We start from the raw sequence: 24309 nt of genomic DNA, 5'->3' as shown, positions 1-24309 counted from the left end.
ACCGATTATTCGCGGAACATTCCTTGTGACTGGCATACTGGGCGACTTTTCGGGTCTTGAGCCCCGTTCCAGCCCTTGCGCTGCTGCGCCATGAGGATTAGCGGTGAAGAAAATCGCTGTGTTCGCCGACGTCCAGAACCTCTATTACACCGTCCGCCAAGCCTATGGTTGTCACTTCAACTACGCGGCGCTGTGGGCGGATATCAGTAAGGAGGGGCAGATCGTCGAAGCCTATGCCTATGCCATCGATCGCGGTGACAGCAAGCAGCAGCAGTTTCAGCAGATCCTGCGCAACCTGGGCTTCACGGTAAAACTCAAACCCTACATTCAGCGCAGCGACGGCTCGGCCAAGGGCGACTGGGACGTGGGCATCACCATCGACATCATGGATGCCGCCGCCCAGGTCGACGAAGTGGTGCTGGCCTCCGGCGACGGCGACTTCGACCTGCTGCTCGAGCGCATCATCCACAAGCACGGGGTCAGCGCGGTGGCCTATGGCGTGCCGGGCCTGACTGCCAATTCGCTGATTCGCGCGGCCACGCGCTATGTGCCGATCGAAGGCGCCTTGCTGCTGAAAAGCTGATCAATTTTTATACGGAGCTGCACAGGTTTGGAACGTATTGCCGTCATCGACTTTGAAACCACCGGGATCTCCCCGAGCAGCAGTTGCCGGGCCACGGAAATCGCCGTGGTGATCCTAGAACAGGGGCGCATCGTCGAGCGTTACCAGAGCCTGATGAACGCTGGCGTGCGGGTGCCGGGCTTTATCGAACAACTGACGGGCATCAGCAATGCCATGCTGCGCAGCGCCCCGCCGGCGGAGCAGGTGATGAACGAGGTCAACGAGTTCGTCGGCACCACGCCGTTGCTGGCGCACAACGCGGCGTTCGACCAGAAGTTCTGGGATTTTGAGCTGGGGCGGATCAAGCGTACCCGTCTGCAGAATTTTGCCTGTTCCTTGCTGCTGGCCCGGCGCCTGATGCCCGCGGCTCCGAACCACAAGCTGGGCACCCTGACCTCGTTTGCCGGCTTGCCCCACACCGGCCAGGCTCACCGAGCCATGGCCGATGCGGAAATGGCCGCCAACCTGGTGGCGCACCTGGCCGGCGAGCTACGCCACAAGCATGGCTTGCGTGAACTGTCCCACGACTTCCTCTGCAAGTTGCAGAAGGTCCCAGCCGCCAAGATTCCCGAGCACCTCAAGCGCCAGCGCGGTTTCTGAGGGGCCGGTCCGGCTCACTTGCCATTGTTTTCCAGTTGCCCCAGGGGGACACGCCGTTCGATGGCGCTGGAAAGCACGATGGAGGTCTTGCTGAAACCGAACTGGGCCACGCGGTTGATCAGTTCCTCCAGCTCCGGCATCGAGCCCACGGCAGCTTGCATGATCACGCAAGGGTCCCCCGTCACCCGATGACACTCGGTGAGCTGGGGGATCTTGATCAGTTCGTCATAGTTCTTCTGGTTGCCGTGCTGGGCCAGACGCAACTCGATCACGCACTGGATCGGTAGCCCCACCTTGGCCATGTCGACCTTGGCCTGATAGCCGGTAATCACCCCGCTGGCTTCGAGCTTGGCCACGCGCTCGGCCACCGCCGGCGCCGATAGGTTGACCTTGCGCGCCAGATCGGCATAACTCGCTCGGCCGTTTTCCAGCAAGCTGGCTAGGAGCATACGATCATATTTGTCCATGGAAGGCCTCTGTTAGGTACGACTTTCGAAAGCACGGCATATAGCCCTGAACTCCATGTTTTGGAAAGTGTACTGCCGTTATAAACAGGTTTTGTAACTTAAATTCCCTGCGGCGGCTTTTTAGAATAGTGCTCCCCCTGCCTGTCTCCGAGCTGCCTCCCATGCCTGGCCAAAGCCGTTTTCCGTTGCCGTTGATCGCCGCCTTTTTTGCTCTGTACGTGATCTGGGGTTCGACCTATCTGGTGATCCGTATCGGCGTCGAATACTGGCCACCGCTGATGCTCGGCGGTGTGCGTTTCATCATCGCCGGCAGCCTGATGTATGCCTTCCTGCGCTGGCGCGGCGTCCCGGCACCGACCTGGGCGCAGTGGAAGGCCGCGGGGATTATCGGCGTGTTGCTGCTGAGCTGCGGCAACGGTGCGGTAACGCTGGCCGAACATTCCGGGGTGACCTCCGGAGTGGCGGCGCTGGCGGTGGCCACGGTGCCTTTGTTCACCTTGCTCTGCGGCTATTTCTGGGGCGCACGCAACACGCGTCTGGAGTGGGCCGGGATCATCCTCGGGATGATCGGTATCGGCATGCTCAACCTCGGTTCCAACCTGCAATCGAGTCCGCTGGGCGCCGCCTTGCTGCTGTTCGCCGCAGCGGCCTGGGCCTTCGGTTCGGTGTTGAGCAGGCACCTCCCGCTGCCTCAGGGGGCCATGGCCAGCGCTGCAGAAATGCTCGTCGGTGGCGTGGTGTTGATGATCGGCAGTGTCTTGAGCGGCGAGCATCTGGACGCCATGCCGCCGCTGGAAGGCTGGCTGGCCCTGGCCTACCTGGCTGGTTTCGGTTCGATCATCGCCTTCAACGCCTACATGTACCTGCTCAAGCACGTACGCCCGGCAGCGGCCACCAGCTACGCCTATGTCAACCCGGCGGTAGCGGTGCTGCTGGGCATTGTCTTCGTGGGTGAAACCATCGGCATCGAGGAAGCCATGGCCATGCTGGTGATCATCAGCGCCGTGGTGCTGATCGGCTTGCCGCAATGGCGCAAGCCCAAGGCCGTGGTCCAGGAAGAGACGGCCTGATCACTGTTCAAGCGACTGGCCGGCAAGGCTCCGGTCGAGAAAACCGCCGATGACCTGGGTCACTTGCTGGTGAATCGCTTCGCGGCTGCGGCCGTTGCCGTCCCGGCAGATAATTTCATCCTCGGGGGCGTGCTCCTTGAGCAGAGCCGTGGCGCCTGGCTTGCAGATCTGCATGAAGCTGAAGTGGCTGGCATCGTCGATCACCAGCAGGCTTGAAGTGGCTGGCGCCCGGTTGGCCTGCAGATAGCCCGATTCCAGCGCCACCGGCATTCCAGCAATATCGACCCCGGCCCCCAGGATCAGGGTCGGCGTTTGCACCGCTGACAGGCTTTCGGGGGTAAACCCGCGGACCAGCCCCGGGTCCAGGGAAACGACCGCCTTGACTCGCGGGTCGCGCAGATCGGCGCCCAGGGGGCCTTGATTCTGCGGGGTAATTCCCAGTTCCGGTGCCAGCCCGCACAGGCGCGGGTTGGGATGCAGCCGACATTCTTCAAGGTAGCGTTGCGCGCTATAGCGGGAGCCGGCCAGCGCGGTGACTGTCCAGCCGCCCAGGGAATGGCCGATGGCGGCAATGCGTTGCGGGTCGACGGTGCCGGCCAAGGTGTTGTCGCTGGTGAGCCGGTCGATGACCCGGCTCAAGTCGTGCGGGCGTTCCCAGAGTTTGGCGGCTTCTGCGGGGCGCTGGTCGAAAGAGGTGGTGCCCGGATGATCGGGGGCCGCGACTATATAGCCCTGGTCGACCAGGCTGGATACCAGCCAACTCAGATTGCGCCAATTGCCGCGATAGCCATGGGATAGCACCACCAACGGATGTGCGGAGCCGGTAGGAGCGGCATCCTTGATGCTCGTTAGGCCCTGGAAGACCGGGTTGTCAGCAGATGTCAGCAGCGGGGCGGTGTTGGCGGTGGGGTACCAGAGGGCGACATGCAGGGGGCGCTGCTGGCTTGCGTCCGCCAGCGTCACTTCACGAAAACCGATGAGTTCGGTGGCCTGCGCCTGGGGCAGGGAAAGTGCAAGGCCCGCTAGCATCCATGCGGACAGGACAAGGTTGCGCATCAACGTCTCCATAGGCAAAGCATCGGTGTTCTGCCAGTGGGGGGGCGCGCAATGGGGGAGCAAGCGGCGATCAGCGGCAGAGAGTTGGCGACGACTGATGGCCGCCGCCGACTCTTTTACCTGAGAATGCCGGGTAAAGTCGACCGGATCGCAGCGCTACCGGTCAACCTTGTTGCCTCAGTTGCAGGTGCCGGCGTCACGCCAGACCTTGCCGCTGCCTTCTCCGCCGACAGTGGCGGCGCTAGGTTCATTGCCGCTGGTCCACCAGCGGGCGATATAGAAACGCCCCTTGTGACTGACCTTGTCATTGGCCCAGTAGGTGCCTTTGGGACTCCAGGCGCCCTGGCAGCCGGTTGGGGTTTCAACCTTGTCCGCCTGCACTGTCACGCTGTGGTCGCGGCTGACGGTATGGCTGCCGTTGCCCAGGTCCAGGGTGAAACGGTAGCTGACGTCCTTATCGCTTTTGGGGGCGACAAAGGTCAGTTTCGACCCTGAGGCCTGGAAGGCCACGCTGGGCGTCACGCTCCACTTGTAGTTCAGGGCGAGGCCGGCCGGATCACTGGAGCCTGCGGCGTCGAGGGTGACCGACTCGCCGGCTTTGGCCTGGGCGGTACCGGCGATGTGGGCCACCGGCGGCTTGACCACTGCCGGAGTCTCGGCCAAGACCTTGACCTGATGCTCACGGGTTGCACTGTGCTTGCCGTTGTTCACTGTCAGGCTGACGTTGTAGATGACGTCCTGATCGGCTTTGGGGGCGACGAACTTCATCAGCGTGCCTGCTGCGTCGAAACCGACGCTGGGGCTGATTTTCCAGCTGTAGCTCAGCTTGAGGCCGGCCGGGTCACTGGACGCCGTGGCATTGAGGTAAACCATCTCACCCGGCTTGGCCTCAGAGGCACCGCCGATGATGGCGACCGGCGGCTTGATCTCCTCCACTGGCGGTTCGGTCGGTTTCTCGCCACCGCTCTGGCAGGGGCCGAGGTCACGCCAGACTTTGCCAGCGCCATCAGGCCCTGTGAAGGACGGATTGCCCGGCTCGCTGCCCGATGTCCACCAACGAGCCTGGTACTGACGACCTTTCCACTGCACTACATCATTGGTGACGTAGGTGTTGCCGACTTTCCACTCCGGCTTGCAACTGGTGGTGACGGCCTTGCCCTTGATCAGCACTTCGTGGGTCCGGGTGCTGCTCTGTTTGCCGTTGCTCAAGGTCAGGGTGAAGTAGTAACGGGTGTCCTCCTGCAGTTCTGGAGCGGTAAAGCTGATACGAGCACCTTCGAAGCTGAAATCCAGCTTGGGCGAGGCTTGCCAGGCGAAACTCAAGGCATTGCCTTGCGGATCGCTGGACTCTGAAGCATCCAGCACGATCGTGTCTCCGGCATTGGCTTCGGCCTTGCCGCTGATCACCGGCACTGGGGCTTTACCCGGATCCAAAGACTTCAGGGACGCTGCCTTGACTTGGTTGTCGGCACTGAACTCGCCATCGGCGAGCAAGCTCCAGACGCCGCTTGGACTGTTGCTGCCATACACCTGGTAGCCCTTGATGTTACCGGCCTGGCCGCCATCCTGGCGGGGCAGGTAATGCAGTTGCGAGAAGCGGCTGTCCGCGCCCAGGTCAATGACGATCTCATGGGGGTAACGCGCACCGGCGGCGGAGTTCCAGTAGGACTTGGGGTTGCCGTCGATGGCGTGAGCCCCGGAGCCGGCCACGGCACTGCTGGTGGACAGGACACGCCAACTGCTGCGTGGCAGTGATTGGCCCTTGGCATCGGCCAGCAGCAATTCGGCCACGCTGGCGCCGTCCTTGCCGTCCACTGCGGAGGTGGCCACCAGCTTCAGGTAGCGAGCCTGGACGCTTTCATTCCGGTTGGCGTAGCTGAATCCATCGAGCACCAGATCGGAGACGGCCTTGCTCTTGTTGCCACGCACGGCCAGGTACCAACGGCCGGCTTGCGGGTTGTTCACCCCCAGCGATGGCCCGGCACTTTCCAGGGAGCGATAGTCGTAATCGCTGAGGCTTGGTTGGGCGCCGCGCTTGATCAGCAACTGGGTGGCCGCGGGGTGTTCGGTACGCTCACCGCTGGTGATCATGAACACCAGGCGCTCTGTACCGGGGGCCACGTCAATGGGGAGGTAGCGCCATTGATTCTTGTCCAGGTTGATCCGCTCTTCGAGGACCCGGCTTGCTTGCTCCTCGGCCAGGGGCACCACGGCGGGGGCGAAAGCGGACATTCTTGCCGCGTTTTCACGCCACACCCGAGCCATGTTGGCGGTGCGTGCATCCCCTATCGGTACTCCGCGGATGTCTTTCACGTCGGGGTTGGAGAAGTAGCCGATGTTGTTGCCACACATGATGCTGCCGACCGAGCCGTTGTTATGACCGAACTTGTAGCTGGAACCATCGGAGCAGTGGTGGCCGCCGGCGTTGTGACCGATTTCATGACGGAAGACTGCGGCCGAGCCAATGTAGTTGAGGGTGTAGCGGCCACCGACATAACCCCAGCCCGCGGCGGTGTCCTCGCCGGGGGTGCCTTTGACGAATGCCGCCACCATGTCAGGGCTGTATTGCTTCATGCCTTCGGCGAACAGGGTGCTCACCTTGCCCAGGGTACCGGTGCTGGCAGAGGCGGTAATCGGATAGTCACCGGGGATCACCTGGGTGCCCACCAGGCGCAGGCGCACGCCCTGGACCAGGGACTGTTTCAGGGCGCGGTTGACGGCGGCGATCTGGCCCACGGCATAGGCTTCGTGGTCGCCGATGTAGTCGGCCGCTACCTGGGAGAAACCGGCCAGCACGTCGATGACGGTTTCGCCCTGGGCGTTGCGGTTGAGTTGCAGGCTGCGCTGGCCACTGAGTGTTTCCAGCACCTGGGAGGACTCGACGACATCGCTTTCCACGTAGTCGATGCTGTTCCGTGTCTGCGCCGGATTGGCCTCAAGACGGATCATCGACTGTTCACCATTGGCGTTGCCGCGAATGATCGCGCCAACGTCGGGCAGCAGGGCGATAAAGCTGCCGTCGTCACGGGCAACCAGGGTCATCTCCCCGGGTGCGCTCAGCGAACGGGCGCGGCCTTCCAACTGACCGGTCATGACCTTGAGGTCCTTGAACGTCTCGTTCTGCTGCGGGATCAGGCTGCGGATGCGCATCCCGGTTTCCTGCAACAGCAGGTCGGTCCCGGCTTCGACAGCACTGCGCTGCATCGGATTGGCGGTCAGCGCCTGGAGATTGATGAAGTGACCGCTGATGACTTGCTCGCCAAGCGGCTGTGCAGGTGTGGCAGGTGCTTGTGCAGCAAGGGCCAAGCCACTCAGTGGCAACATTACGGCAGTCCCGAGACTGGCGACCCAAAGACGGGTGGCACGGGACAGGGCGTTTAATCTGAAGCTCGACATAACCATTCCTGGAAAGTCACAGCGCGGCGCAAAACCTGGCGAACAGGACCGCTAAAGCGTCCGCGCTGATGATGTGGATAAGGAGTTGTGCCGGCGGTCGGCATCATAGGCAGGGGAACCGTCGCCGTATATCGAGAGGGAGGCTTTTAGTACCGGTCCTAGGGAGTTTGCCGGCCCTGGGGCAAGGCCCGTTGCGCAATGGTTGTTGGCCCAATGGTGGGGGCTGTTGGGGGGCAGAGGAGAAGGACCGGCGAGTCGGCCACAACGGCCCAGGGAGCAGCGCGGTCGCAATAAACAACGCCGGGCAATGCCCGGCGTTATGGTTTCAGTATCAAAGGCTCACTCGAACCCGATCAGCAGCACCAGTGTGAAGACCACTGCTGCCATGGCCAGGCAAAACAGCAGGCTGATTCCTGCCACTCGCCATAGCGAAACAAAGCGCCCGTTGCTGGCCTTGTGTTCCACCACCTGCGGACCAAAGAGTTGGCGTGCGTAGGCATTCATCCCGTAGATCGGCGGCAGAATGAAGACCACGGCGGGAATGCTCTCCGGAAGGAAAAAGCCTGCCAGGCTCATGGCGATGAAGAGGCCGATGCCCATGGCCCAGACTTTGTTCACTTCACTTTCGCGCCCCAGTGCCTTGAGGTTCTGGCTGATGAAATAGGCGCCCGCCACCGAGGTGCCGATAAAGGTGCTCAGACCAATGGCGGCGATGCTGTAGAGGCTCAGGTTCTGATCGGCTGGCTTGTTGGCGAGAAGTTCGGCAGTGGGGGCTTGGAAAGGGTTTTGGTTATCCATGCGAGGTGGGGCTCCTGAGGGGTAAAACAAAGGGAACAGGTAGGTGCCAGGTGGGCTGTCCCGTCGTTCTGTCTGGCAACCCGTGGCAATCAGTGCGGCGAGGATACACTCACCGGGGCGTGCTGCGCAGGCCTGGGACGGCTCAGGAGCATGTCCCGGAATTAGGGTAAACTGCCGCCCATTGCCTCTCTGTGCTGACTTTTTCCTACGGTACCCCCATGACATTCGCCACTCTTGGCCTGATCGAACCCTTGCTGCGCGCCCTTGAAACCCTCGGCTACCAGACCCCGACCCCGGTGCAGGCGCAAGCCATTCCGGCGGTGTTGGCCGGTCGTGACCTGATGGCCGCTGCTCAGACCGGCACGGGCAAGACCGCCGGTTTCGCCTTGCCGCTGCTGCAGTTGCTGACCATGGAAGGGCCGAAGGTGGACAGCAACTCGGTGCGCGCGCTGATCCTGGTGCCGACCCGGGAGCTGGCCGAGCAGGTCCACGAAAGCGTGCGCCAGTACGCCGAGCACCTGCCGCTGCGCACCTATGCGGTGTACGGCGGGGTCAGCATCAACCCGCAGATGATGAAGCTGCGCAAAGGCGTGGACTTGCTGGTGGCCACCCCGGGGCGTCTGCTGGACCTGTTCCGCCAGAACGCGGTGAAGTTCAGCCAGTTGCAGACCCTGGTGCTGGATGAGGCCGACCGTATGCTTGACCTGGGCTTCTCCGAAGAGCTCAAGAGCATCTATGCCGCGCTGCCGAAGAAGCGCCAGACCCTGCTGTTCTCCGCCACTTTCTCCGACGCCATCCGTGAGTTGGCCGGGCAAATGCTCAACGACCCGCTGAGCATCGAAGTCAGCCCGCGCAACGTGGCCGCCAATACGGTCAAACAGTGGGTGGTGCCGGTGGACAAGAAGCGCAAGCCGGAGTTGTTCAGTCACCTGCTGCGCAAGAACCGCTGGAAGCAGGTGCTGGTGTTTGCCAAGACCCGCAACGGTGTGGACGCCCTGGTGGAAAAACTCCAGGGCCAGGGCGTGAATGCCGACGGTATCCATGGCGACAAACCCCAGGCCACGCGCCAACGCGCCCTGGACCGTTTCAAGGCCAGCGAGATCCAGATCCTGGTGGCTACCGATGTAGCGGCCCGAGGCCTGGACATCGAAGATCTGCCGCTGGTGGTCAACTTCGACCTGCCGATCGTGGCCGAGGACTATATCCACCGCATTGGTCGCACCGGGCGTGCCGGTTCTACCGGTGAGGCGATTTCCCTGGTGTGTGCCGACGAGGTCAACCTGCTGTCGGCGATCGAGATGCTGACTCGCCAGACCTTGAAACGTCATGAAGAACAGGATTTCGAGCCCGAGCACCGGGTGCCGGAAACCGACGCCAGTGGTCAGGTGGTGAAGAAGCCGAAGAAGCCCAAGAAACCGAAAACTTCTGGCGGTGGCGGCAAGCGCAACCTGGGCAAGTGGGTAGACAGTGGTGAAGTGGCCGAAGCGCCGGCGGTGAAACCTGTACGCAAGGTCCCGGCGTTCAACACTGGGCCGCGCAAGCGCAAGCCTTGATCTGAATTGCGCTGATCTCTTCGCCGGCAAGCCGGCTCCTGCAACCCCCCGTAGGAGCCGGCTTGCCGGCGAAGCTGTTTACGGCCTGTGCTGCAGCCACTCCAGCATTCCCAGCCCGGCCCGACGGCCGCTGGCAAAGCAGGCGGTCAGCAGGTAACCACCGGTGGGCGCCTCCCAGTCGAGCATCTCCCCGGCGCAGAACACTCCAGGCAATGGCTCCAGCATCAGCCGCTCATCCAGCGCTTCGAAGACTACGCCGCCGGCGCTACTGATGGCCTCGTCCAATGGGCGGGTCTTCACCAGCGTCAAGGGCAGTGCCTTGATTGCTGCCGCCAGGAGCGCTGGCTCATTGAACGCCTCGGCGGGTGTCAGCTCCCGTAGCAACGCCGCTTTCACGCCTTCGATCCCCAGTTGGCTCTGCAAGTGCTTGGCCATGGAGCGCGAACCGCGAGGCTTGGTCAGGGCAGTCTGGATCTTGTCCAGGGGCTTGCCCGGTAGCAGATCGATATGAAGGGTTGCCCGGCCGCCTTGATTGATCGCTTCGCGAATCGATGCCGACAGCGCATAGATCAGGCTGCCCTCGATGCCGCTGGCGGTGATCACGCATTCCCCCAGGCGTGGGCGGTCGTCATTGAGGCCGATGGCGACGTTCTTCAACGGGGCGCCGGCGAATTTGCCGCGCAGCAACTCGCTCCAGGCACTGACCTCAAAACCGCAATTGCTTGGTTGCAACGGCGCAACCTGCACACCACGCTGCTCCAGCAGGGGTAGCCACGCACCATCGGAACCCAGTCGCGACCAACTGCCACCGCCCAATGCCAGGAGGACGGCATCCGCCTTTACCGCGCTTTCGCCTTCGGGGTGCTGGATGCGCAGGCTGCCGTCAGCATTCCAGCCCAGCCAGCGGTGCCGGGTGTGGATAACCACCCCGGCGTCGCGCAGGCGCTTGAGCCAGGCGCGCAGCAGCGGCGCGGCTTTCATGTCGGTGGGGAACACCCGTCCCGAGCTGCCGACAAAGGTTTCGATGCCTAGGCCATGAATCCACTGGCACAGTGCTTCGGCGCCGAACTCCCGCAGCAGCGGGGCGACGTGTGGCGCCCGTTCGGCGTAGCGGGAGAGAAAGGCCGGATAGGCTTCGGAGTGGGTGATGTTCATGCCACCCACCCCGGCCAGGAGGAATTTTCGGCCCACCGATGGCATGCCGTCGTACAGGTCGACCCGAACTCCGGCCTGGCTCAGTACCTCGGCGGCCATCAGGCCGGCGGGACCGCCACCGATAATCGCGACGTGGGAAGTAGGGGAGGGGGACATCAAAAAACCTAGAAAATGGGAGGGGTGGTTATTGTAAGCAAGGCTCGGGAACAGCACCTATTGGATGAGTTGCCGGCCAGTGCAGTCTTCATTTAAAACTACCGGTACCCATCTGGGTTATTCGACTGCCAACGCCAGGTATCCTCCATCATCTCCTTCAACCCGAGTTCTGCCTTCCAGCCCAGATCGTGAAGTGCCTTGGACGGGTCTGACCAGCATTGCGCAATGTCGCCCTGGCGACGTGGGGAGAGAGTGTGGGGAATGCTGCAGCCAGAGGCGTCCTCGAATGCCCGGATCATCTCCAGTACCGAGTAACCCACCCCCGTTCCGAGGTTCCAGGCATTTATACCGCTGTGCTGGCAAATGTAGTCCACGGCCGCTACGTGCCCTTTGGCAAGATCAACTACATGAATGTAGTCGCGAACGCCGGTGCCATCGGGGGTCGGATAGTCGTTGCCATAGATGGAAAGTTTTTCGAGTTTTCCCACTGCGACACGGCTTATGTAGGGCAATAGATTTTCCGGCAGGCCGTTGGGGTCTTCGCCCAGCAGTCCACTCTGATGTGCACCCACCGGATTGAAGTAGCGCAGCAGGGCAACTGACCAGCGTGGATCGGCAGTTGCCATATCCTGCAGCATCTTCTCTACCATTAACTTGGAGGTGCCATAGGGGTTGGTAGGTGTTCCCAGTGGGCAGCTCTCGACAATCGGCATCTGCACCGGGTCGCCGTACACTGTGGCGGAGGAGCTGAACACCAGACGGTAGACGCCTGCGGTGGCCATGGCCTGGCACAAGGTGATGCTGCCACTCACGTTGTTCTGATAGTAGGACAAGGGTTGTTTTACGCTCTCTCCGACGGCTTTCAGGCCAGCGAAGTGCAATACCACATCAATCTCGTACTGGGTAAAAATACGGTCAAGGACGGCGCGGTCGCAAACATCACCTTGCACAAATACAGGGGTGCTGCCGGTTATTTGTTGCACGCGCTCTAGTGAGCGCATGGAACTATTGCACAGGTTATCCAGAACCACCGCCTCGTGGCCTGCCTGAAGCAATTCCAGCAATGTGTGTGAACCGATATACCCTGCACCGCCAGTGATTAAGAACCGCATAGTAATGAGCCTGTTTCAAGTGAGTGCTGACAGTCCGGCCGCAATATTATCTGGATCTGATGGTGGATTTTTAAAAATAGTTATCGGCGATCAAATGCGGTTGGAGTTGCCTGGGTGTTTCTCAATTGATCTTCTTGAGAAACTCCAGTCACTGCTGATGCCGATGTTTATATCCAATACTCCTGGTCGAATGCCCCTGAAGTTAGTTCAGGGCCATCAACAGCGTGGCGGTGCCATGACGCACATAATCGTGCGACCGCATCATGCTTCGGCAGCTCCATCGACGTTTACCGGTGCGCAGTTGAGTGACTTGCGCAAGGACGCGACGCGCAGCTTCAAAGGGCAGAAAAGGTTTGCGGCTCCACCTGGCTTGTCGAGCAAGTCGTTATCTGGCAACGAGTGTGGGCGTCGAAAAACGCCAGGGAGGTGTGTCGCCACCCTGATCAAAAAACAGACACCGCTCTGCAAGCCTTGCAGCGCAAGGGATCTAGCGCCTTTCACTCAGGTTATCCACAGGCAGCTCCACAGGTATTGGGGGTAAGCGATCCACAACAACATGACCGTCTGGTGACATTGATCAAAAAACAGACGATAGCCTTGAGGCCGCGTGGAGCAAGGGCTGTAGAGGCTTTCTCCCAGGTTATCCACAAGCGGCTCCACAGCGGATGTGGGTAAGGGCGCAAGGGCTCAGTAGCAGCCTGACGACTCCCAGACTCGTTGTGCGCTGTGGTGGAGGATGCCGTGGCGACGGGCCAGGGCCTGACGATCCTTGCTGTAGCCACCGCCGATCACGCCGACCACGGGGATATCCCGGCCCAGGCAATGGCGCATGACCCGCTCGTCACGCTCGGCCAGGCCGGCATCGGTGAGCTTGAGGTAGCCCAGGGCATCGTCCTGGTGCACGTCGACCCCGGCGTCGTAGAGCACCAGATCAGGCTGATACAGGGGCAGCAGGTAGTTGAGGGTATCGTCCACCACGTTGAGGTAGTCGGCGTCGCCCATGCCCATGGGCAGCGGGATGTCCCAGTCGCTCTGGGCCTTGCGTGCGGGGAAGTTCTTTTCACAGTGCAACGAGACGGTCACCGCATCGCAAGTATGTTGCAGGATCCGTGCGGTGCCATCGCCCTGATGCACATCACAGTCGAAGATCAATACCCGTCCCACGCGCCCGCTTTCCAGCAGGTAATGGCTGATCACCGCCAGGTCGTTGAAGATGCAGAACCCCGCCGGATAGTCGTAGTGGGCGTGGTGGGTGCCGCCCGCCAGATGGCACGCCAGGCCATGCTTCAGTGCCTGTTCGGCGGCCAGCAAGGAGCCGCCGACGGCGCGTACCGTGCGCCGGGCCAGGGCTTCGCTCCAGGGCAGCCCGAGGCGCCGCTGGTCTTCCCGGGACAACTCGCCACTCATGTAGCGTTCGATATAGCCAGGATCGTGGGCCAGGGCCAGGACCTCCGCGGGGCACAGTTGTGGGCGCAGCAGGTCGGCGTCCCGGGTCAGGCCACTGTCCACCAGGTGATCGCGCAGCAGGCGGAACTTGTCCATGGGGAAGCGGTGCTCCGCCGGGAACTCGGGGCTGTAATCGTCGTGATAGATCAGTGGCAATGACATGGCATTTTCTTAGAGGAACCCGTGAAGGATCCTACCAGCGATGTAGACTTGCACCCATGAAAACGGAGGGCACCGATGGAGCCGATATTGCAACTCGAGAGCGCGCGCCTGTTGCTGCGCCAATGGCGCGACGACGATTTGCCGGCATTTGCGGCAATGTGTGCCGATCCACAGGTGATGCGCTACTTTCCCGCGCCCTTGAGTCGTCTGGAAAGTGCCGCGCTGATCGGGCGGATACGCGGGCATTTTGCCGAGCACGGCTTCGGGGTCTGGGCCCTGGAGCGTAAGGACACTGGTGCGTTCATCGGTTTTACCGGCCTGGGCGTCGTCGGTTTCGAGGCGTCGTTCACCCCGGCAGTGGAAATCGCCTGGCGCCTGGCTCGCGAGCACTGGGGCCTGGGTTATGCCAGCGAGGCGGCCTGGACTGCCTTGCGTTGCGGCTTCGACCGCCTGGCCCTGGACGAGGTAGTGGCCTTTACCACCCGGGCCAATCTGCCGTCGCAGAAGGTCATGCAAGCCATTGGCATGCATCACGCTGTCGAGGACGACTTCGAACATCCGAACCTCGCCGGCGATCACCCGCTGCGCGAGCATGTGCTGTACCGCATTACCCGCGAACAATGGCTGGAAACCTTGCATGGATAGCAGGCGCGCACGTTTAGAATGTGCCGATGAGATACCTGGCCCCAATTGATATCACCGCCGCAGCCGAGATTGCGCGGTGTTGCCCTGTGTGAGGAGAGTCTGAATGAGTCATGTGCTGGATGATCTGGTCGATCTGTTGACCCTGGAAGCCATTGAAGAAAACCTGTTTCGCGGTCGCAGCCAGGACCTCGGTTTTCGCCAACTGTTTGGCGGCCAGGTGCTTGGCCAGTCGTTGTCCGCAGCCAGCCAGACAGTCGAGGAGGCGCGCCACGTGCACTCCATGCACGGTTATTTCCTGCGTCCGGGGGACGCCGCCTTGCCAGTGGTCTACCAGGTGGATCGGGTGCGTGATGGCGGCAGTTTCAGCACCCGTCGGGTGACGGCGATTCAGAAGGGCAACCCGATCTTCACCTGCAGTGCTTCCTTCCAGTACGACGAAGAAGGCTTCGAGCACCAGAACAGCATGCCCCAGGTGGTCGGTCCGGAGAACCTGCCGTCGGAACTGGAAATCACCACCCAGCGTGCGCACCTGATTCCCGAGCATATGCGCGAGAAACTGCTGTGCCCCAAGCCCATCGAAGTGCGCCCGGTAACCGAGAAGGACCCCTACAACCCGCAGCCCATGGACCCGGTGAAGTACGTCTGGTTTCGCGCCGACGGCGCCCTGGCGGACAGCCCGGCGCTGCACAAGTACCTGCTGGCCTACGCCTCGGACTTCGGCCTGCTGACCACCTCGATGCTGCCCCACGGCAAGTCGGTATGGCAGAAGGACATGCAGGTGGCCAGCCTCGATCACGCCCTGTGGTTCCATGCCGACCTGCGGGCCGACGACTGGCTGCTGTACGCCATGGACAGCCCCTGGGCCGGTAACTCCCGTGGTTTCTCCCGGGGCAGCGTGTTCAACCGTGCCGGTCAACTGGTAGCCTCGGTGACTCAGGAAGGGTTGATCCGTCATCGCAAGGATTGGGCATGAGTCTTTCAGACATAGAACATTGGGTGTTCGACATGGACGGCACCCTGACCATCGCCGTGCATGATTTCGCGGCGATCCGCCAGGCGCTGTCGATTCCTCCGGAGGACGACATCCTTACTCACCTGGCGGCCTTGCCGGCGGCTGAATCCGCGGCCAAGCACGCCTGGCTGCTGGAGCACGAGCGCGACCTGGCCCTGGGTTCGCGCCCGGCGCCGGGTGCGGTGGAACTGGTGCGGGAATTGGCCGGGCGCGGTTATCGCCTGGGCATCCTCACGCGCAATGCCCGGGAGCTGGCTCACGTGACCCTGGAGGCCATCGGCTTGGCGGACTGCTTTGCCGAGGCGGATGTGCTGGGGCGCGACGAGGCCCCGCCCAAACCCCATCCCGGTGGTTTGCTGAAACTGGCCGAGGCCTGGGATGTGGCGCCGCAGCGCATGGTCATGGTCGGTGATTACCGCTTCGACCTGGACTGTGGGCGGGCAGCGGGGACGCGCACGGTGCTGGTGAACCTGCCGGACAACCCCTGGCCGGAGCTGACCGACTGGCATGCGCGCGATTGCGCACAGTTGCGCGAGCTGCTGTCGGCCTGAGGGCCTTCACCGGCAAGCCGGCTCCTACTGGAACAGCGCCGCCTGCCCCGCGGGCGAGGTGAACATCCGGTCGCCGTCATGCCCGACCCCGGGCACTTCCACCAGCCGTTGTGGCAAGCCTTGTGGATGACGCCGCATCAGGTAGTCGAAGTAGTTGTGCCCGCGAATCAGCCGGTGGGCACCCTGGGTCTCGGCCGCGCAGCTCTTGTCCAGGGCCGGGTGGTTGGGGTCTATGTCCTGCTGGCCCAGCAGGTAGGTGATGTGGCGCTGCACATAGCCCTGTTCCAGCTGCGCCGCAGATTTGCCGAGCGCATAGGCCGGCAGGTGCTGCAGGCCGTATTTCCAGTCATTGAAACCTGGGCAACTGGCCGGCTCGAAAGCCACCGGGCGCGTTGCATCGAAATAGGCGTAGGACGACGGATTGGCGATCACGTAGCGCAGGGCGATCCCGGCTTTTTCCAGCTCCGGATGGTTGCCGGTGGTCAGGGCATAGCGCTGCACCACCTGGGCGCCGCCGGAGTGGCCGGCAATCACTACTTCCTTGAGTGCAGGAAAGAACTGGCGGTCCTGCAGACGCTGGAGGATGGCATCCAGCACCGCATAGGAGCTGATGGCAACGGGACCGGTAGCGGGCTCGCCGGCCATCCAGTCATTACCTTTCCAACGCAGTAGCGCGTCCGGTAGCTGATGGCGGGCGATATCGCTCTGGTTGAGAAACTGGGGGGCGATCACCAGGGTTACGGCGCTTTGCCCGGCCTGTCCTGCCGCACTTTCGCCGCTCTTCAGGTAAGTCTGGGCGTTGCGCAGCCGACCGTGAACGATGATCAGCGCGCGCTGTACGCCGGGCAGTGGCTGACGCCAATCCAGACTCAGACCCAGGGCCAGTTGCCCGCCCTCCAGGGGCAGGCGTTCAGGGCTGATGACCTTGACCCCGTGTTCCGCGGCCTGGGCGCACAGGCAGCCCAGGCACAGCAAAGTCGCCAGCAGTCGGCCCATCTACAGGCTCTTGGCGGCGAAGGTGTCGCACTGGCCAACCTGGCCCTGGTTGAAGCCGGTCTTGAACCAGCGCACCCGTTGCGCCGAAGTGCCGTGGGTGAAGGAGTCCGGTACGACCCGGCCCTGGCCCTGTTGCTGCAGACGGTCATCACCAATGGCATTGGCGGCGTTCAGTGCTTCTTCCACATCACCGGGCTCCAGCCAGTTCAGGCGCTTCTGCGCATGGTAGGCCCAGACTCCGGCCAGACAGTCGGCCTGCAGTTCCTGGCGCACCAGAAGACCGCCATCACCTTCCATTTGCCGGCCTTGCTGACGTGCGGCCTGCATTTTCGCCGAGACCCCCAGCAGGGTCTGGACGTGGTGCCCGACTTCGTGGGCAATCACGTAGGCCTGGGCGAAGTCGCCGGCAGCGGAAAAGCGCTGGGCCATCTCGCGGAAGAAGTCCATGTCCAAGTACACCTGCTGATCGGCAGGGCAATAGAAAGGGCCGCTGGCAGAGGTGGCGGCGCCGCAGGCGGAGTTGACCCGGCCACGGAACAGAATCAGCTTGGGCGCCTGATACTGGCGGCCGGCCTGCTGGAAGATCTGGCCCCAGGTGTCTTCGGTGTCGCCAAGGATGGCGCGGACGAACTCCGCCTGCTCGTCATTGGCCGGTGGATTCTTGCGCGCCTGGGTGGTGGCCGGGGCCGACGTCTGGCCGCTCTGGCCCACCAGCTGGCCGAGGATCTGCAACGGGTCCTGGCCGGTGGCCCAGCCGATACCGACGATCAGGATGATCGCCGTCAGGCTCAGCCCCTTGCCACCGCCAAAACGCAGGCCGCCACCGCCGCCGCCACTGCTGTCATCTCGCGCATCCACGACGTTGTCGCTACGCCGGCCTTTTTTCCAAAGCATGGGGGAGTCCTCGTTTTTTCTGCTGGTCAGTGTTGCTGCTGGCTCGAACCGGCGCCAGTCCGGTCGTCAGGGATTTTTGCGCACGCTACCATGGCCCGACTGCGGATCTCTCCGCTCCAGGCGCATTCGGGGCTCCCTATTGAACATCGATACCCGCATCAAATTCCGTCACTTGGTGTGTTTTCTTGAAATGGCCCGCCAAGGCAGCCTGGCTCGGGCCGCCGACGTACTGTCGGTGAGCCAGCCGGCAATGTCGAAAACCCTCAAGGAACTGGAGGAACTGCTGGAAACCCGGCTGTTTGTCAGGAGCAAGGCCGGGCTCAGCCTGACCGAAGCCGGGCGAGCCTTCCTGCGTTATGCCGGGCCTTCGGTGCAGGCCCTGCGCGAAGGCGTCAGCAGTTTGCGCGGCGGCGAATACGCTGCCGGGCTGGTACGTATCGGCGTGTTGTCCACCGTGGAAAGCCTGCTGTTGCCGGAGGTGATGCGGCGCCTGCACCAGCGGCATTCGGCATTGACGGTCAGCGTGGTGACCGGGCCCAGCGCCTACCTGCTCTCGCAGTTGCGGGTCGGCGATCTGGACCTGGTGGTGGGGCGCATGACCGAGAGCCCAGAGATCCAGGGCCTGAGCTTCGAGCACCTGTACAGCGAATCCATGACCCTGGTGGCCCGTCCCGAGCATCCACTGGCGACCGGGCCCCTGGACCGCGACGCGGTCAGCGCCTATCCGCTGGTACTGCCTCTGGGCGGTACCAGTATCCGCAAGCATGCCGACAGCCTGTTCATTCAGTGTGGTATCGCCCAGTCGCAACAACGCCTGGAAACCCTGTCGGTGGCCCTGAGCCGGCGTTACACCCTGTCCAGCGATGCACTGTGGATCGCGCCGCTGGATGCGGTGCGCCTGGATCTGGCCAATGGCGAGTTGCAGGAGCTGGACCTGGGCCTGCGCGAGCCGGGCGGTTCGGTAGGGATCTCCAGTAATGCCAGCCTGCCGCTGTCTCTGGCGGCGCAGTGGGCGGTGGAGGTGCTCAGAGAAGTGGGGCTGGCCTATCGCGAGGGCAGTTATCCATAACTATTTGGTTATGGTTGAGTGGTGGCTTTTCAATTTTCCACCCTCCTGATTTGTTTGAAACTGCGTCGGCTGCGCTCCATAAATCAAACAACAGGAGATCGACATGTCTGATGCAGACAGCAGTCGCTTCGTGATTCGCGACCGTAATTGGCACCCCAAGGCCCTGACCCCCGACTACAAGACCTCCGTCGCCCGCTCGCCGCGCCAGGCACTGGTGAGCATTCCACAATCGGCCAGTGAAACCAGCGGCCCGGACTTTTCCCACCTGCGCACCGGGCGTTTCGATAACGACCTTTTGCTCAACTTCAACCACGGAGGCTTGCCGGTAGGTGAGCGGATCATCGTTTCCGGGCGAGTCTGCGATCAATACGGCAAGCCGATCCCCCACACCCTGGTGGAGATGTGGCAGGCCAACGCCGGTGGTCGCTACCGGCACAAGAACGACCGCTACCTGGCGCCCCTGGACCCGAACTTCGGCGGCGTCGGCCGAGCCCTCACCGACCGTGACGGCTACTACAGCTTCCGCACCATCAAGCCGGGGCCTTACCCATGGCGCAACGGTCCCAACGACTGGCGCCCGGCGCATATCCACTTCTCCATCAGCGGCCCGTCGATTGCCACTCGGCTGATCACCCAGCTGTACTTTGAAGGCGATCCGTTGATTCCGCTGTGCCCGATCGTCAAGTCCATTGCCAACCCGGAGGCGGTGCAGAGCCTGATCGCGCGCTTGGACATGGGCAGTGCCAATCCCATGGATTGCCTGGCCTACCGCTTCGACATCGTGCTGCGCGGCCAGCGCAAGACCCACTTCGAGAACTGCTGAGGAGCCTGCCATGCCTGTTCAATTGCTGCCTGAAACCCCCTCGCAAACGGCCGGCCCCTATGTGCATATCGGCCTGGCCCTGGCGGCGGCGGGAAACCCCACCCGTCCCGAGGAGATCTGGAACCAGATGGCCAAGCCCGATGCACCGGGCGAGCAGATCCTGTTGATCGGCCACGTCTACGATGGCAATGGCCACCTGGTGCGCGATTCCTTCCTGGAGTTCTGGCAGGCCGATTCTGCCGGGGTCTACGACCCGGTGTTCGATACGGAAAAACCCTTCAACTGCTTTGGCCGCACCGCCACCACCTTCGATGCCGGGGAGTGGACCCTCAATACCGTCAAGCCCGGGGTGGTGAACAACGCCGCCGGCGTGCCCATGGCGCCGCACATCAACCTGTCGCTGTTTGCCCGGGGGATCAATATCCACCTGCATACCCGGCTGTACTTCGCCGACGAGCCGGAGGCCAACGCCCAGTGTCCGGTGTTGAACCTGATTGAGCAGCCGCAACGTCGGGAAACCCTGCTGGCCCATCCTTGCGAGGTGAATGGCCAGCGCGCCTATCGCTTCGACATTCGCATCCAGGGTGAAGGCGAGACGGTGTTCTTCGACTTCTGAAAAAAGCCTGAGGCCATGCATGGCATCCGTTGTGGGTCACGCATGGCCGCGCTGGGTCAATGATCGAAATGATCCCAGACCGGGGCGAAGTCCGGGCTGACCTGACGCTGATCCTTGGGCAGGCCGGCGATCAGCGCCCGGTCTTCGTCGTCCAGTTGCAACCTGAGGGACTCCAGGTTGGCCAATTGGTTGGCCCGACTGCTGGCTTTGGGAATGGCCGCGACATTGTCCTGATCCAGCAACCACTTGAGCGCCACCTGGGTCGGTAGCACGCCGTGCTTGGCGGCGATCTGCCGGATCTCGGCCACCTCGGACACCTTGTTGCGTGCCAGCGGCGTATAGGCGGTCAGCACCATGTCGCGACTGCGGGCATAGTCCAGCAGGCCGCTTTGCCCCAGCAGCACGTGGTATTCCACCTGGATCGCCGACAGCGGTGCGCCCAGCCCTTCGATCACCCGACGCAGCAGCGCCAGGGGGAAATTGGCCACGCCAATGTGCTTCACCAGTCCCTGTTCCTTGAACGACACCAGGGTTTCGATGCTGCGTTCCAGTTCCCAGTCGCTGGTGGGCCAGTGGATATGAAACAGGTCCACATAGTCGCAACGCAGGGCTTTGAGGCTGCGCTCCAGGGAGTGGCGCATGGCGTCGGGGCGCAGTTGATCCCACCAGACCTTGGTGGTGACGTGGATCTGCTCCCGGGGCACCTCAGTGTTGATCAGGGCCTGGCCCACGGCGTCTTCGTTGTTGTAGGCCTGGGCGGTATCGATGTGCCGGTAACCCAGGTCCAGGGCCTGTTCCACGGCGCGGGTGCATTCGTCATCGAGCATCGGCCAAGTGCCGAGGCCAAGCTTGGGCATGTGCAGGCCGCTGTGGGTCAGGACTGGGCAATCTACGGAGTGAGGCATGGGCAATCTCCCTGTGGATAAAAGAACTCGGCCGCGGCGGTGGGGGTTGAAGAGGGTCGCTGAGGGTTGGACAGCGCAGCGGCTCAGAAAATGCCCGGCGAATCGAGTGTGGAGGCCCGTCGCGGCCATTGTGTTTATGGAAAGTGATTCCAAAAAATATACGAGCTCGGCTAACCTGCGCACAAGGCGTTGTGCCGGGTGCAAAGCCCGCTTTCGTCGATTCCGGGCGGTAATCGAACCACGCCCTGCAGTTCCCCAACCGGCCCGTTGTCACTAGAATCGGCCAAATTTTGTCGGGACCCGACCATGGCTGGCAGTCAAATCGAACGCGTCTTCAGCGTTCTCGAACGTCTTACCGGTGATCCCCGCGGCCTGCCGTTGCAGAGCCTGGCGGAGCAGCTGGAGATCCCCAAAAGTGCAACCCATCGCCTGTTGGCTGAGCTGATTCGCCTGGGCTATGTACGGCAGAACCCGGACAACCTGCGCTACCAGCTGTCCACCCGGTTGGTGGCCATGGGCTTTCGTTACCTGTCGGCCAGCGGCGCGGACATCGTCCAGCCGGTACTCGATCGCCTGGCCCAGGAGTCCGGCGAGCTGGTACGCCTGGGGGTGATCGAAGGCGAGCGCCAGACCTGGATCGCCAAGTCCCAGGGCGCCCGTTCCGGGCTGCGTTACGACCCGGACATGGGCCGCGAGGCGCCGCTGTTCTACACCGCTTCCGGGCATGCCTGGTTGGCCACTCTGAGTGACGCCGAGGCGTTGTCCCTGGTGGAACGCCAGAGTGTGGAGGCCCCGGCGGACCTGGGGCCCAATGCACCGCACTCGAACATCGAGTTGCTGGAGCGCCTGCGCCTGGCCCGCGAGCAGGGCTACGCCTGGGTCGAGGAAAGCTCGGCGGTAGGCACCTCGGCGATTGCCGCAGTGGTGCGCCATCCCATCGATGGCCGGGTCGTGGGCGTGCTCAGCGTCGCCGGCCCCAGCGCGCGCCTGCCCCTGGCGCGGCTGCATGAACTGGCGCCATTGCTGCTGCAATTTGCCCAAGAGCTGTCGGCCGCCAGCCAGGCTTCCGAACTGTTCAACTGACGCCACGCGCTCTGCCCGTAGCCGTTGCTTGCCCTGACGGCTACGGACGGAGCATGAAGGCGCAGGGTTTGCGCGAATCCTTACAAAGCTGTTCGGTAATCGGACAGTATTTTTTATCGCTCTTGTGTGAAATTGGAACTGAGTTCTAAATAATTGAATGTCAGCGTCCTGATAACAATCACAAGAGGATTCGCCATTGAACCCGCCACTGCGCATTGCCCTGATCGGCGTCGGCAATATGGGGCAGCAGCACTATCAACATCTCAAGACTCTGGCCGAGGCCAGTCTGTGCGCCGTGGCCGATCCCGGGCCCCAGGCGCAAGTCATCGCCGGGCAATGGCAGGTGCCGCATTTCAGCGATCACCGGACCTTGCTCAAGGAAGTACGCCCGGATGCCGTGATCGTCGCCAACCCCAATAACCTTCACGTCAGTACTGCCCTGGATTGTCTGGCGGCGGGTGTCCCGGTGCTGCTGGAAAAACCCGTGGGTGTGCATCTGGATGAAGTGCGCGAGCTGGTGGCGGCGTCGCGCACTAGCGGCGTGCCGGTGCTGGTGGGGCACCATCGACGACACAACCCGCTGATCGCCCGTGCCCATGAACTGGTACATAGCGGCGCCCTGGGCCGGCTGACCACAGTCACCGCGCTCTGGCAGTTGCACAAGCCCGAGAGTTACTTCGATGTGCCCTGGCGCCGAGAGCCCGGCGCCGGCATGTTGCTGACCAACCTGATTCACGACCTCGATCTGCTGCGTCACCTGTGCGGAGAAGTGCAGCAGGTGCAGGCCATCACCAGCAACCACGTGCGTGGCTACGCCAATGAGGATTGTGCGGCGGTGCTGCTGCAATTCGACAATGGCGCCCTGGGCAGCCTCACCGGGTCCGATGCGGTGGCCGCACCCTGGAGCTGGGAGCTGGATTCCGGGGAGAACCCGGTGTATCCGCGCCAGGCCGATCAGCCTTGTTACCTGCTGGCCGGCACTCAGGGGGCCTTGAGCATTCCCCAGCTCAAGCGCTGGCACTACGCCGAGGCGGGCGCCGGTTGGCACCAGCCCTTGTTGATGCAGCAGGAAAGCTGCGTGCCGGATGAGGCGCTGCGCTTGCAACTGCAGCATTTCGTCAAGGTTGCCCGGGGCGAAGTCGCGCCCCTGGTCAGCGCCGCCGATGCTGCGCGAACCCTGGCCCTGATCGAAGCGATTCGCCAGGCCGCCGCCACGGGTCGCGCCTGCACCCCAACCCCCATTGAGTGAACGACTGATGAGTGAGCGGATTTTTTCCCTGGCCAGCCTGACCGTGCTGGAGCTGTCTCCGCCCGAGATGGTGGAAGTGGCGGCCCGTGCCGGCTACAGCCATGTGGGCTTGCGGCTGGTGCCGGCGACCCCGGAAGAACATCATTTCCCGCTGGTGGCCGATGCCGGCTTGCGCCGGCAAACCCGGGATCGCCTGCGCGATACCGGCGTTCGGGTGCTGGATGTGGAGATCCTGCGGCTCAAGCCGCAGACCCGGATCAGCGACTTCGAGGCGGTGCTGGCGGTGGGCGCCGAGTTTGCCGCCAGCGAATTGCTGGTGGCGGGCAATGATCCCGATGAGGCGCGCATGACCGACAACTTTGCCGCCTTGTGCGATCTGGCGCAGCAGTACGGACTGCATCCCCATCTGGAGTTCATGCCCTGGACCGATGCGCGCAACCTGGAACAGGCGGTGCGGGTGGTGGAAAACGCCGGCTGTGACAATGGCTGTGTGCTGGTGGATGCCTTCCACTTCGATCGCTCGGGATCGCGCCTGGAGGACCTGGCCAAGGTTGATCCGGCGCGCCTGCGTTATGCACAGTTGTGCGATGTCGCCGGGCCCTGTCCTGCCGATATGCAAGAGATCCTGCGCCAGGCCCGTAACGAGCGGCGCTTTCCGGGGGAAGGCGATTGTGATCTGGCGGGGCTGCTCAGGTGCCTGCCGGAGAACCTGCCCCTGAGTCTGGAAATTCCCACGGTGCAGTTGCTGGAGCAGGGTGTGAGTGCCTTGCAGCGAGCGCAGATGGCACTGGATAGAACCCGGGAGTTGCTGGCTCGGATCTGAAGCGGCGCTGGCCTTTTCGCCGGCAAGCCGGCTCCTACAAATATCCGCTG

General features: G+C 62.7%; 23 protein-coding genes and 1 pseudogene. 13 read left to right on the top strand and 11 right to left on the bottom strand.

Going from position 1 to position 24309, the window contains the following annotated elements; all coding sequences use genetic code 11:
* Positions 1–103 precede the first annotated feature (103 nt).
* A complete protein-coding gene (locus tag P7C00_RS28260) occupies positions 104–583 on the top strand; it encodes an NYN domain-containing protein (RefSeq protein WP_102882313.1) in 480 nt (159 codons plus the stop codon).
* Between the two features lie 27 nt (positions 584–610).
* The gene (locus P7C00_RS28255; RefSeq protein ID WP_110596235.1) at positions 611–1222 is read left to right on the top strand and encodes a PolC-type DNA polymerase III; all 612 of its coding nucleotides are present in this window, start codon (positions 611–613) and stop codon (positions 1220–1222) included.
* A 14-nt stretch (positions 1223–1236) separates the two neighbouring features.
* Here the strand turns inward: P7C00_RS28255 and P7C00_RS28250 are convergent, their stop codons facing one another.
* Entirely contained in the window at positions 1237–1689 is a 453-nt protein-coding gene (locus P7C00_RS28250) for an Lrp/AsnC family transcriptional regulator (protein ID WP_346635688.1), read from the bottom strand.
* 161 nt (positions 1690–1850) lie between these two features.
* Here P7C00_RS28250 and yedA point away from each other — a divergent pair, with 161 nt between their 5' ends.
* A complete protein-coding gene (gene yedA, locus P7C00_RS28245; RefSeq protein ID WP_404937730.1) occupies positions 1851–2759 on the top strand; it encodes a drug/metabolite exporter YedA in 909 nt (302 codons plus the stop codon).
* Here yedA and P7C00_RS28240 read toward each other — a convergent pair whose 3' ends face one another.
* The 3 genes from P7C00_RS28240 to P7C00_RS28230 all read right to left on the bottom strand — a co-directional run bounded on the left by P7C00_RS28240 (position 2760) and on the right by P7C00_RS28230 (position 8009).
* On the bottom strand, positions 2760–3815 hold the full coding sequence (locus P7C00_RS28240) for an alpha/beta hydrolase family protein (RefSeq protein WP_404937729.1): 1056 nt from the start codon (positions 3813–3815) through the stop codon (positions 2760–2762).
* Positions 3816–3992: 177 nt separating this feature from the next.
* Positions 3993–7139, bottom strand: coding sequence for a discoidin domain-containing protein (locus P7C00_RS28235; RefSeq protein WP_404937728.1), 3147 nt, complete (start codon positions 7137–7139; stop codon positions 3993–3995).
* A gap of 411 nt (positions 7140–7550) precedes the next feature.
* Positions 7551–8009: a hypothetical protein gene (locus P7C00_RS28230; RefSeq protein ID WP_404937727.1), complete on the bottom strand. Its 459-nt coding sequence runs from the start codon at positions 8007–8009 to the stop codon at positions 7551–7553.
* Between the two features lie 218 nt (positions 8010–8227).
* Between P7C00_RS28230 and P7C00_RS28225 the strand changes: the two genes are divergently transcribed.
* The gene (locus P7C00_RS28225; RefSeq protein WP_346635693.1) at positions 8228–9562 is read left to right on the top strand and encodes a DEAD/DEAH box helicase; all 1335 of its coding nucleotides are present in this window, start codon (positions 8228–8230) and stop codon (positions 9560–9562) included.
* A 78-nt stretch (positions 9563–9640) separates the two neighbouring features.
* On the opposite strand, the gene P7C00_RS28220 is transcribed toward P7C00_RS28225, so the two are convergent.
* The 4 genes and pseudogenes from P7C00_RS28220 to P7C00_RS28205 all read right to left on the bottom strand — a co-directional run bounded on the left by P7C00_RS28220 (position 9641) and on the right by P7C00_RS28205 (position 13593).
* Entirely contained in the window at positions 9641–10873 is a 1233-nt protein-coding gene (locus P7C00_RS28220) for a TIGR03862 family flavoprotein (RefSeq protein ID WP_346635932.1), read from the bottom strand.
* A 98-nt stretch (positions 10874–10971) separates the two neighbouring features.
* Positions 10972–11985 (bottom strand): UDP-glucose 4-epimerase GalE, encoded by a 1014-nt coding sequence (galE, locus tag P7C00_RS28215; RefSeq protein ID WP_404937726.1) that lies wholly within the window; start codon positions 11983–11985, stop codon positions 10972–10974.
* A 124-nt stretch (positions 11986–12109) separates the two neighbouring features.
* A pseudogene (locus P7C00_RS28210) lies at positions 12110–12366 on the bottom strand (hypothetical protein); the annotation flags it as partial.
* A 306-nt stretch (positions 12367–12672) separates the two neighbouring features.
* The gene (locus P7C00_RS28205) at positions 12673–13593 is read right to left on the bottom strand and encodes a histone deacetylase (RefSeq protein ID WP_346635934.1); all 921 of its coding nucleotides are present in this window, start codon (positions 13591–13593) and stop codon (positions 12673–12675) included.
* A gap of 75 nt (positions 13594–13668) precedes the next feature.
* On the opposite strand from P7C00_RS28205, the gene P7C00_RS28200 reads away from it, so the two are divergent.
* The 3 genes from P7C00_RS28200 to P7C00_RS28190 all read left to right on the top strand — a co-directional run bounded on the left by P7C00_RS28200 (position 13669) and on the right by P7C00_RS28190 (position 15801).
* A complete protein-coding gene (locus tag P7C00_RS28200) occupies positions 13669–14238 on the top strand; it encodes a GNAT family N-acetyltransferase (RefSeq protein ID WP_346635935.1) in 570 nt (189 codons plus the stop codon).
* Between the two features lie 103 nt (positions 14239–14341).
* On the top strand, positions 14342–15211 hold the full coding sequence (gene tesB, locus P7C00_RS28195; protein WP_015637141.1) for an acyl-CoA thioesterase II: 870 nt from the start codon (positions 14342–14344) through the stop codon (positions 15209–15211).
* Positions 15208–15801: an HAD family hydrolase gene (locus tag P7C00_RS28190; RefSeq protein WP_346635936.1), complete on the top strand. Its 594-nt coding sequence runs from the start codon at positions 15208–15210 to the stop codon at positions 15799–15801. The genes tesB and P7C00_RS28190 overlap by 4 nt, the downstream gene beginning before the upstream one ends.
* Positions 15802–15825: 24 nt before the next feature.
* Here the strand turns inward: P7C00_RS28190 and P7C00_RS28185 are convergent, their stop codons facing one another.
* On the bottom strand, positions 15826–16797 hold the full coding sequence (locus P7C00_RS28185) for an alpha/beta hydrolase (RefSeq protein ID WP_346635937.1): 972 nt from the start codon (positions 16795–16797) through the stop codon (positions 15826–15828).
* Positions 16798–17691 carry a neutral zinc metallopeptidase gene (locus P7C00_RS28180; RefSeq protein WP_346635938.1) on the bottom strand — a complete coding sequence of 298 codons (894 nt, stop codon included), beginning with the start codon at positions 17689–17691 and terminating at the stop codon, positions 16798–16800. It abuts the gene before it with no gap.
* A gap of 139 nt (positions 17692–17830) precedes the next feature.
* Between P7C00_RS28180 and pcaQ the strand changes: the two genes are divergently transcribed.
* The 3 genes from pcaQ (at position 17831) to pcaG (ending at position 20199) form a co-directional block, all read left to right on the top strand.
* A complete protein-coding gene (pcaQ, locus tag P7C00_RS28175) occupies positions 17831–18760 on the top strand; it encodes a pca operon transcription factor PcaQ (RefSeq protein WP_346635939.1) in 930 nt (309 codons plus the stop codon).
* Positions 18761–18863: 103 nt separating this feature from the next.
* Positions 18864–19583: a protocatechuate 3,4-dioxygenase subunit beta gene (gene pcaH, locus P7C00_RS28170; protein ID WP_404937725.1), complete on the top strand. Its 720-nt coding sequence runs from the start codon at positions 18864–18866 to the stop codon at positions 19581–19583.
* Positions 19584–19593: 10 nt separating this feature from the next.
* Positions 19594–20199: a protocatechuate 3,4-dioxygenase subunit alpha gene (gene pcaG, locus P7C00_RS28165; protein ID WP_346635941.1), complete on the top strand. Its 606-nt coding sequence runs from the start codon at positions 19594–19596 to the stop codon at positions 20197–20199.
* A 56-nt stretch (positions 20200–20255) separates the two neighbouring features.
* Here pcaG and P7C00_RS28160 read toward each other — a convergent pair whose 3' ends face one another.
* Entirely contained in the window at positions 20256–21104 is an 849-nt protein-coding gene (locus P7C00_RS28160) for an aldo/keto reductase (protein ID WP_404937724.1), read from the bottom strand.
* A gap of 306 nt (positions 21105–21410) precedes the next feature.
* On the opposite strand from P7C00_RS28160, the gene P7C00_RS28155 reads away from it, so the two are divergent.
* The 3 genes from P7C00_RS28155 to P7C00_RS28145 all read left to right on the top strand — a co-directional run bounded on the left by P7C00_RS28155 (position 21411) and on the right by P7C00_RS28145 (position 24259).
* Positions 21411–22187, top strand: coding sequence for an IclR family transcriptional regulator (locus tag P7C00_RS28155; protein ID WP_404937723.1), 777 nt, complete (start codon positions 21411–21413; stop codon positions 22185–22187).
* A gap of 196 nt (positions 22188–22383) precedes the next feature.
* On the top strand, positions 22384–23436 hold the full coding sequence (locus P7C00_RS28150) for a Gfo/Idh/MocA family protein (protein ID WP_404937722.1): 1053 nt from the start codon (positions 22384–22386) through the stop codon (positions 23434–23436).
* A gap of 7 nt (positions 23437–23443) precedes the next feature.
* Positions 23444–24259: a sugar phosphate isomerase/epimerase gene (locus tag P7C00_RS28145; protein ID WP_346635945.1), complete on the top strand. Its 816-nt coding sequence runs from the start codon at positions 23444–23446 to the stop codon at positions 24257–24259.
* Positions 24260–24309 lie beyond the last annotated feature (50 nt).

Source organism: Pseudomonas sp. JDS08PS003, from assembly GCF_045013505.1.
GTDB lineage: Bacteria > Pseudomonadota > Gammaproteobacteria > Pseudomonadales > Pseudomonadaceae > Aquipseudomonas > Aquipseudomonas protegens_B.
Note: the sequence above shows the minus strand (reverse complement) of the source record. Positions and strands in the feature narration are given on the sequence as shown.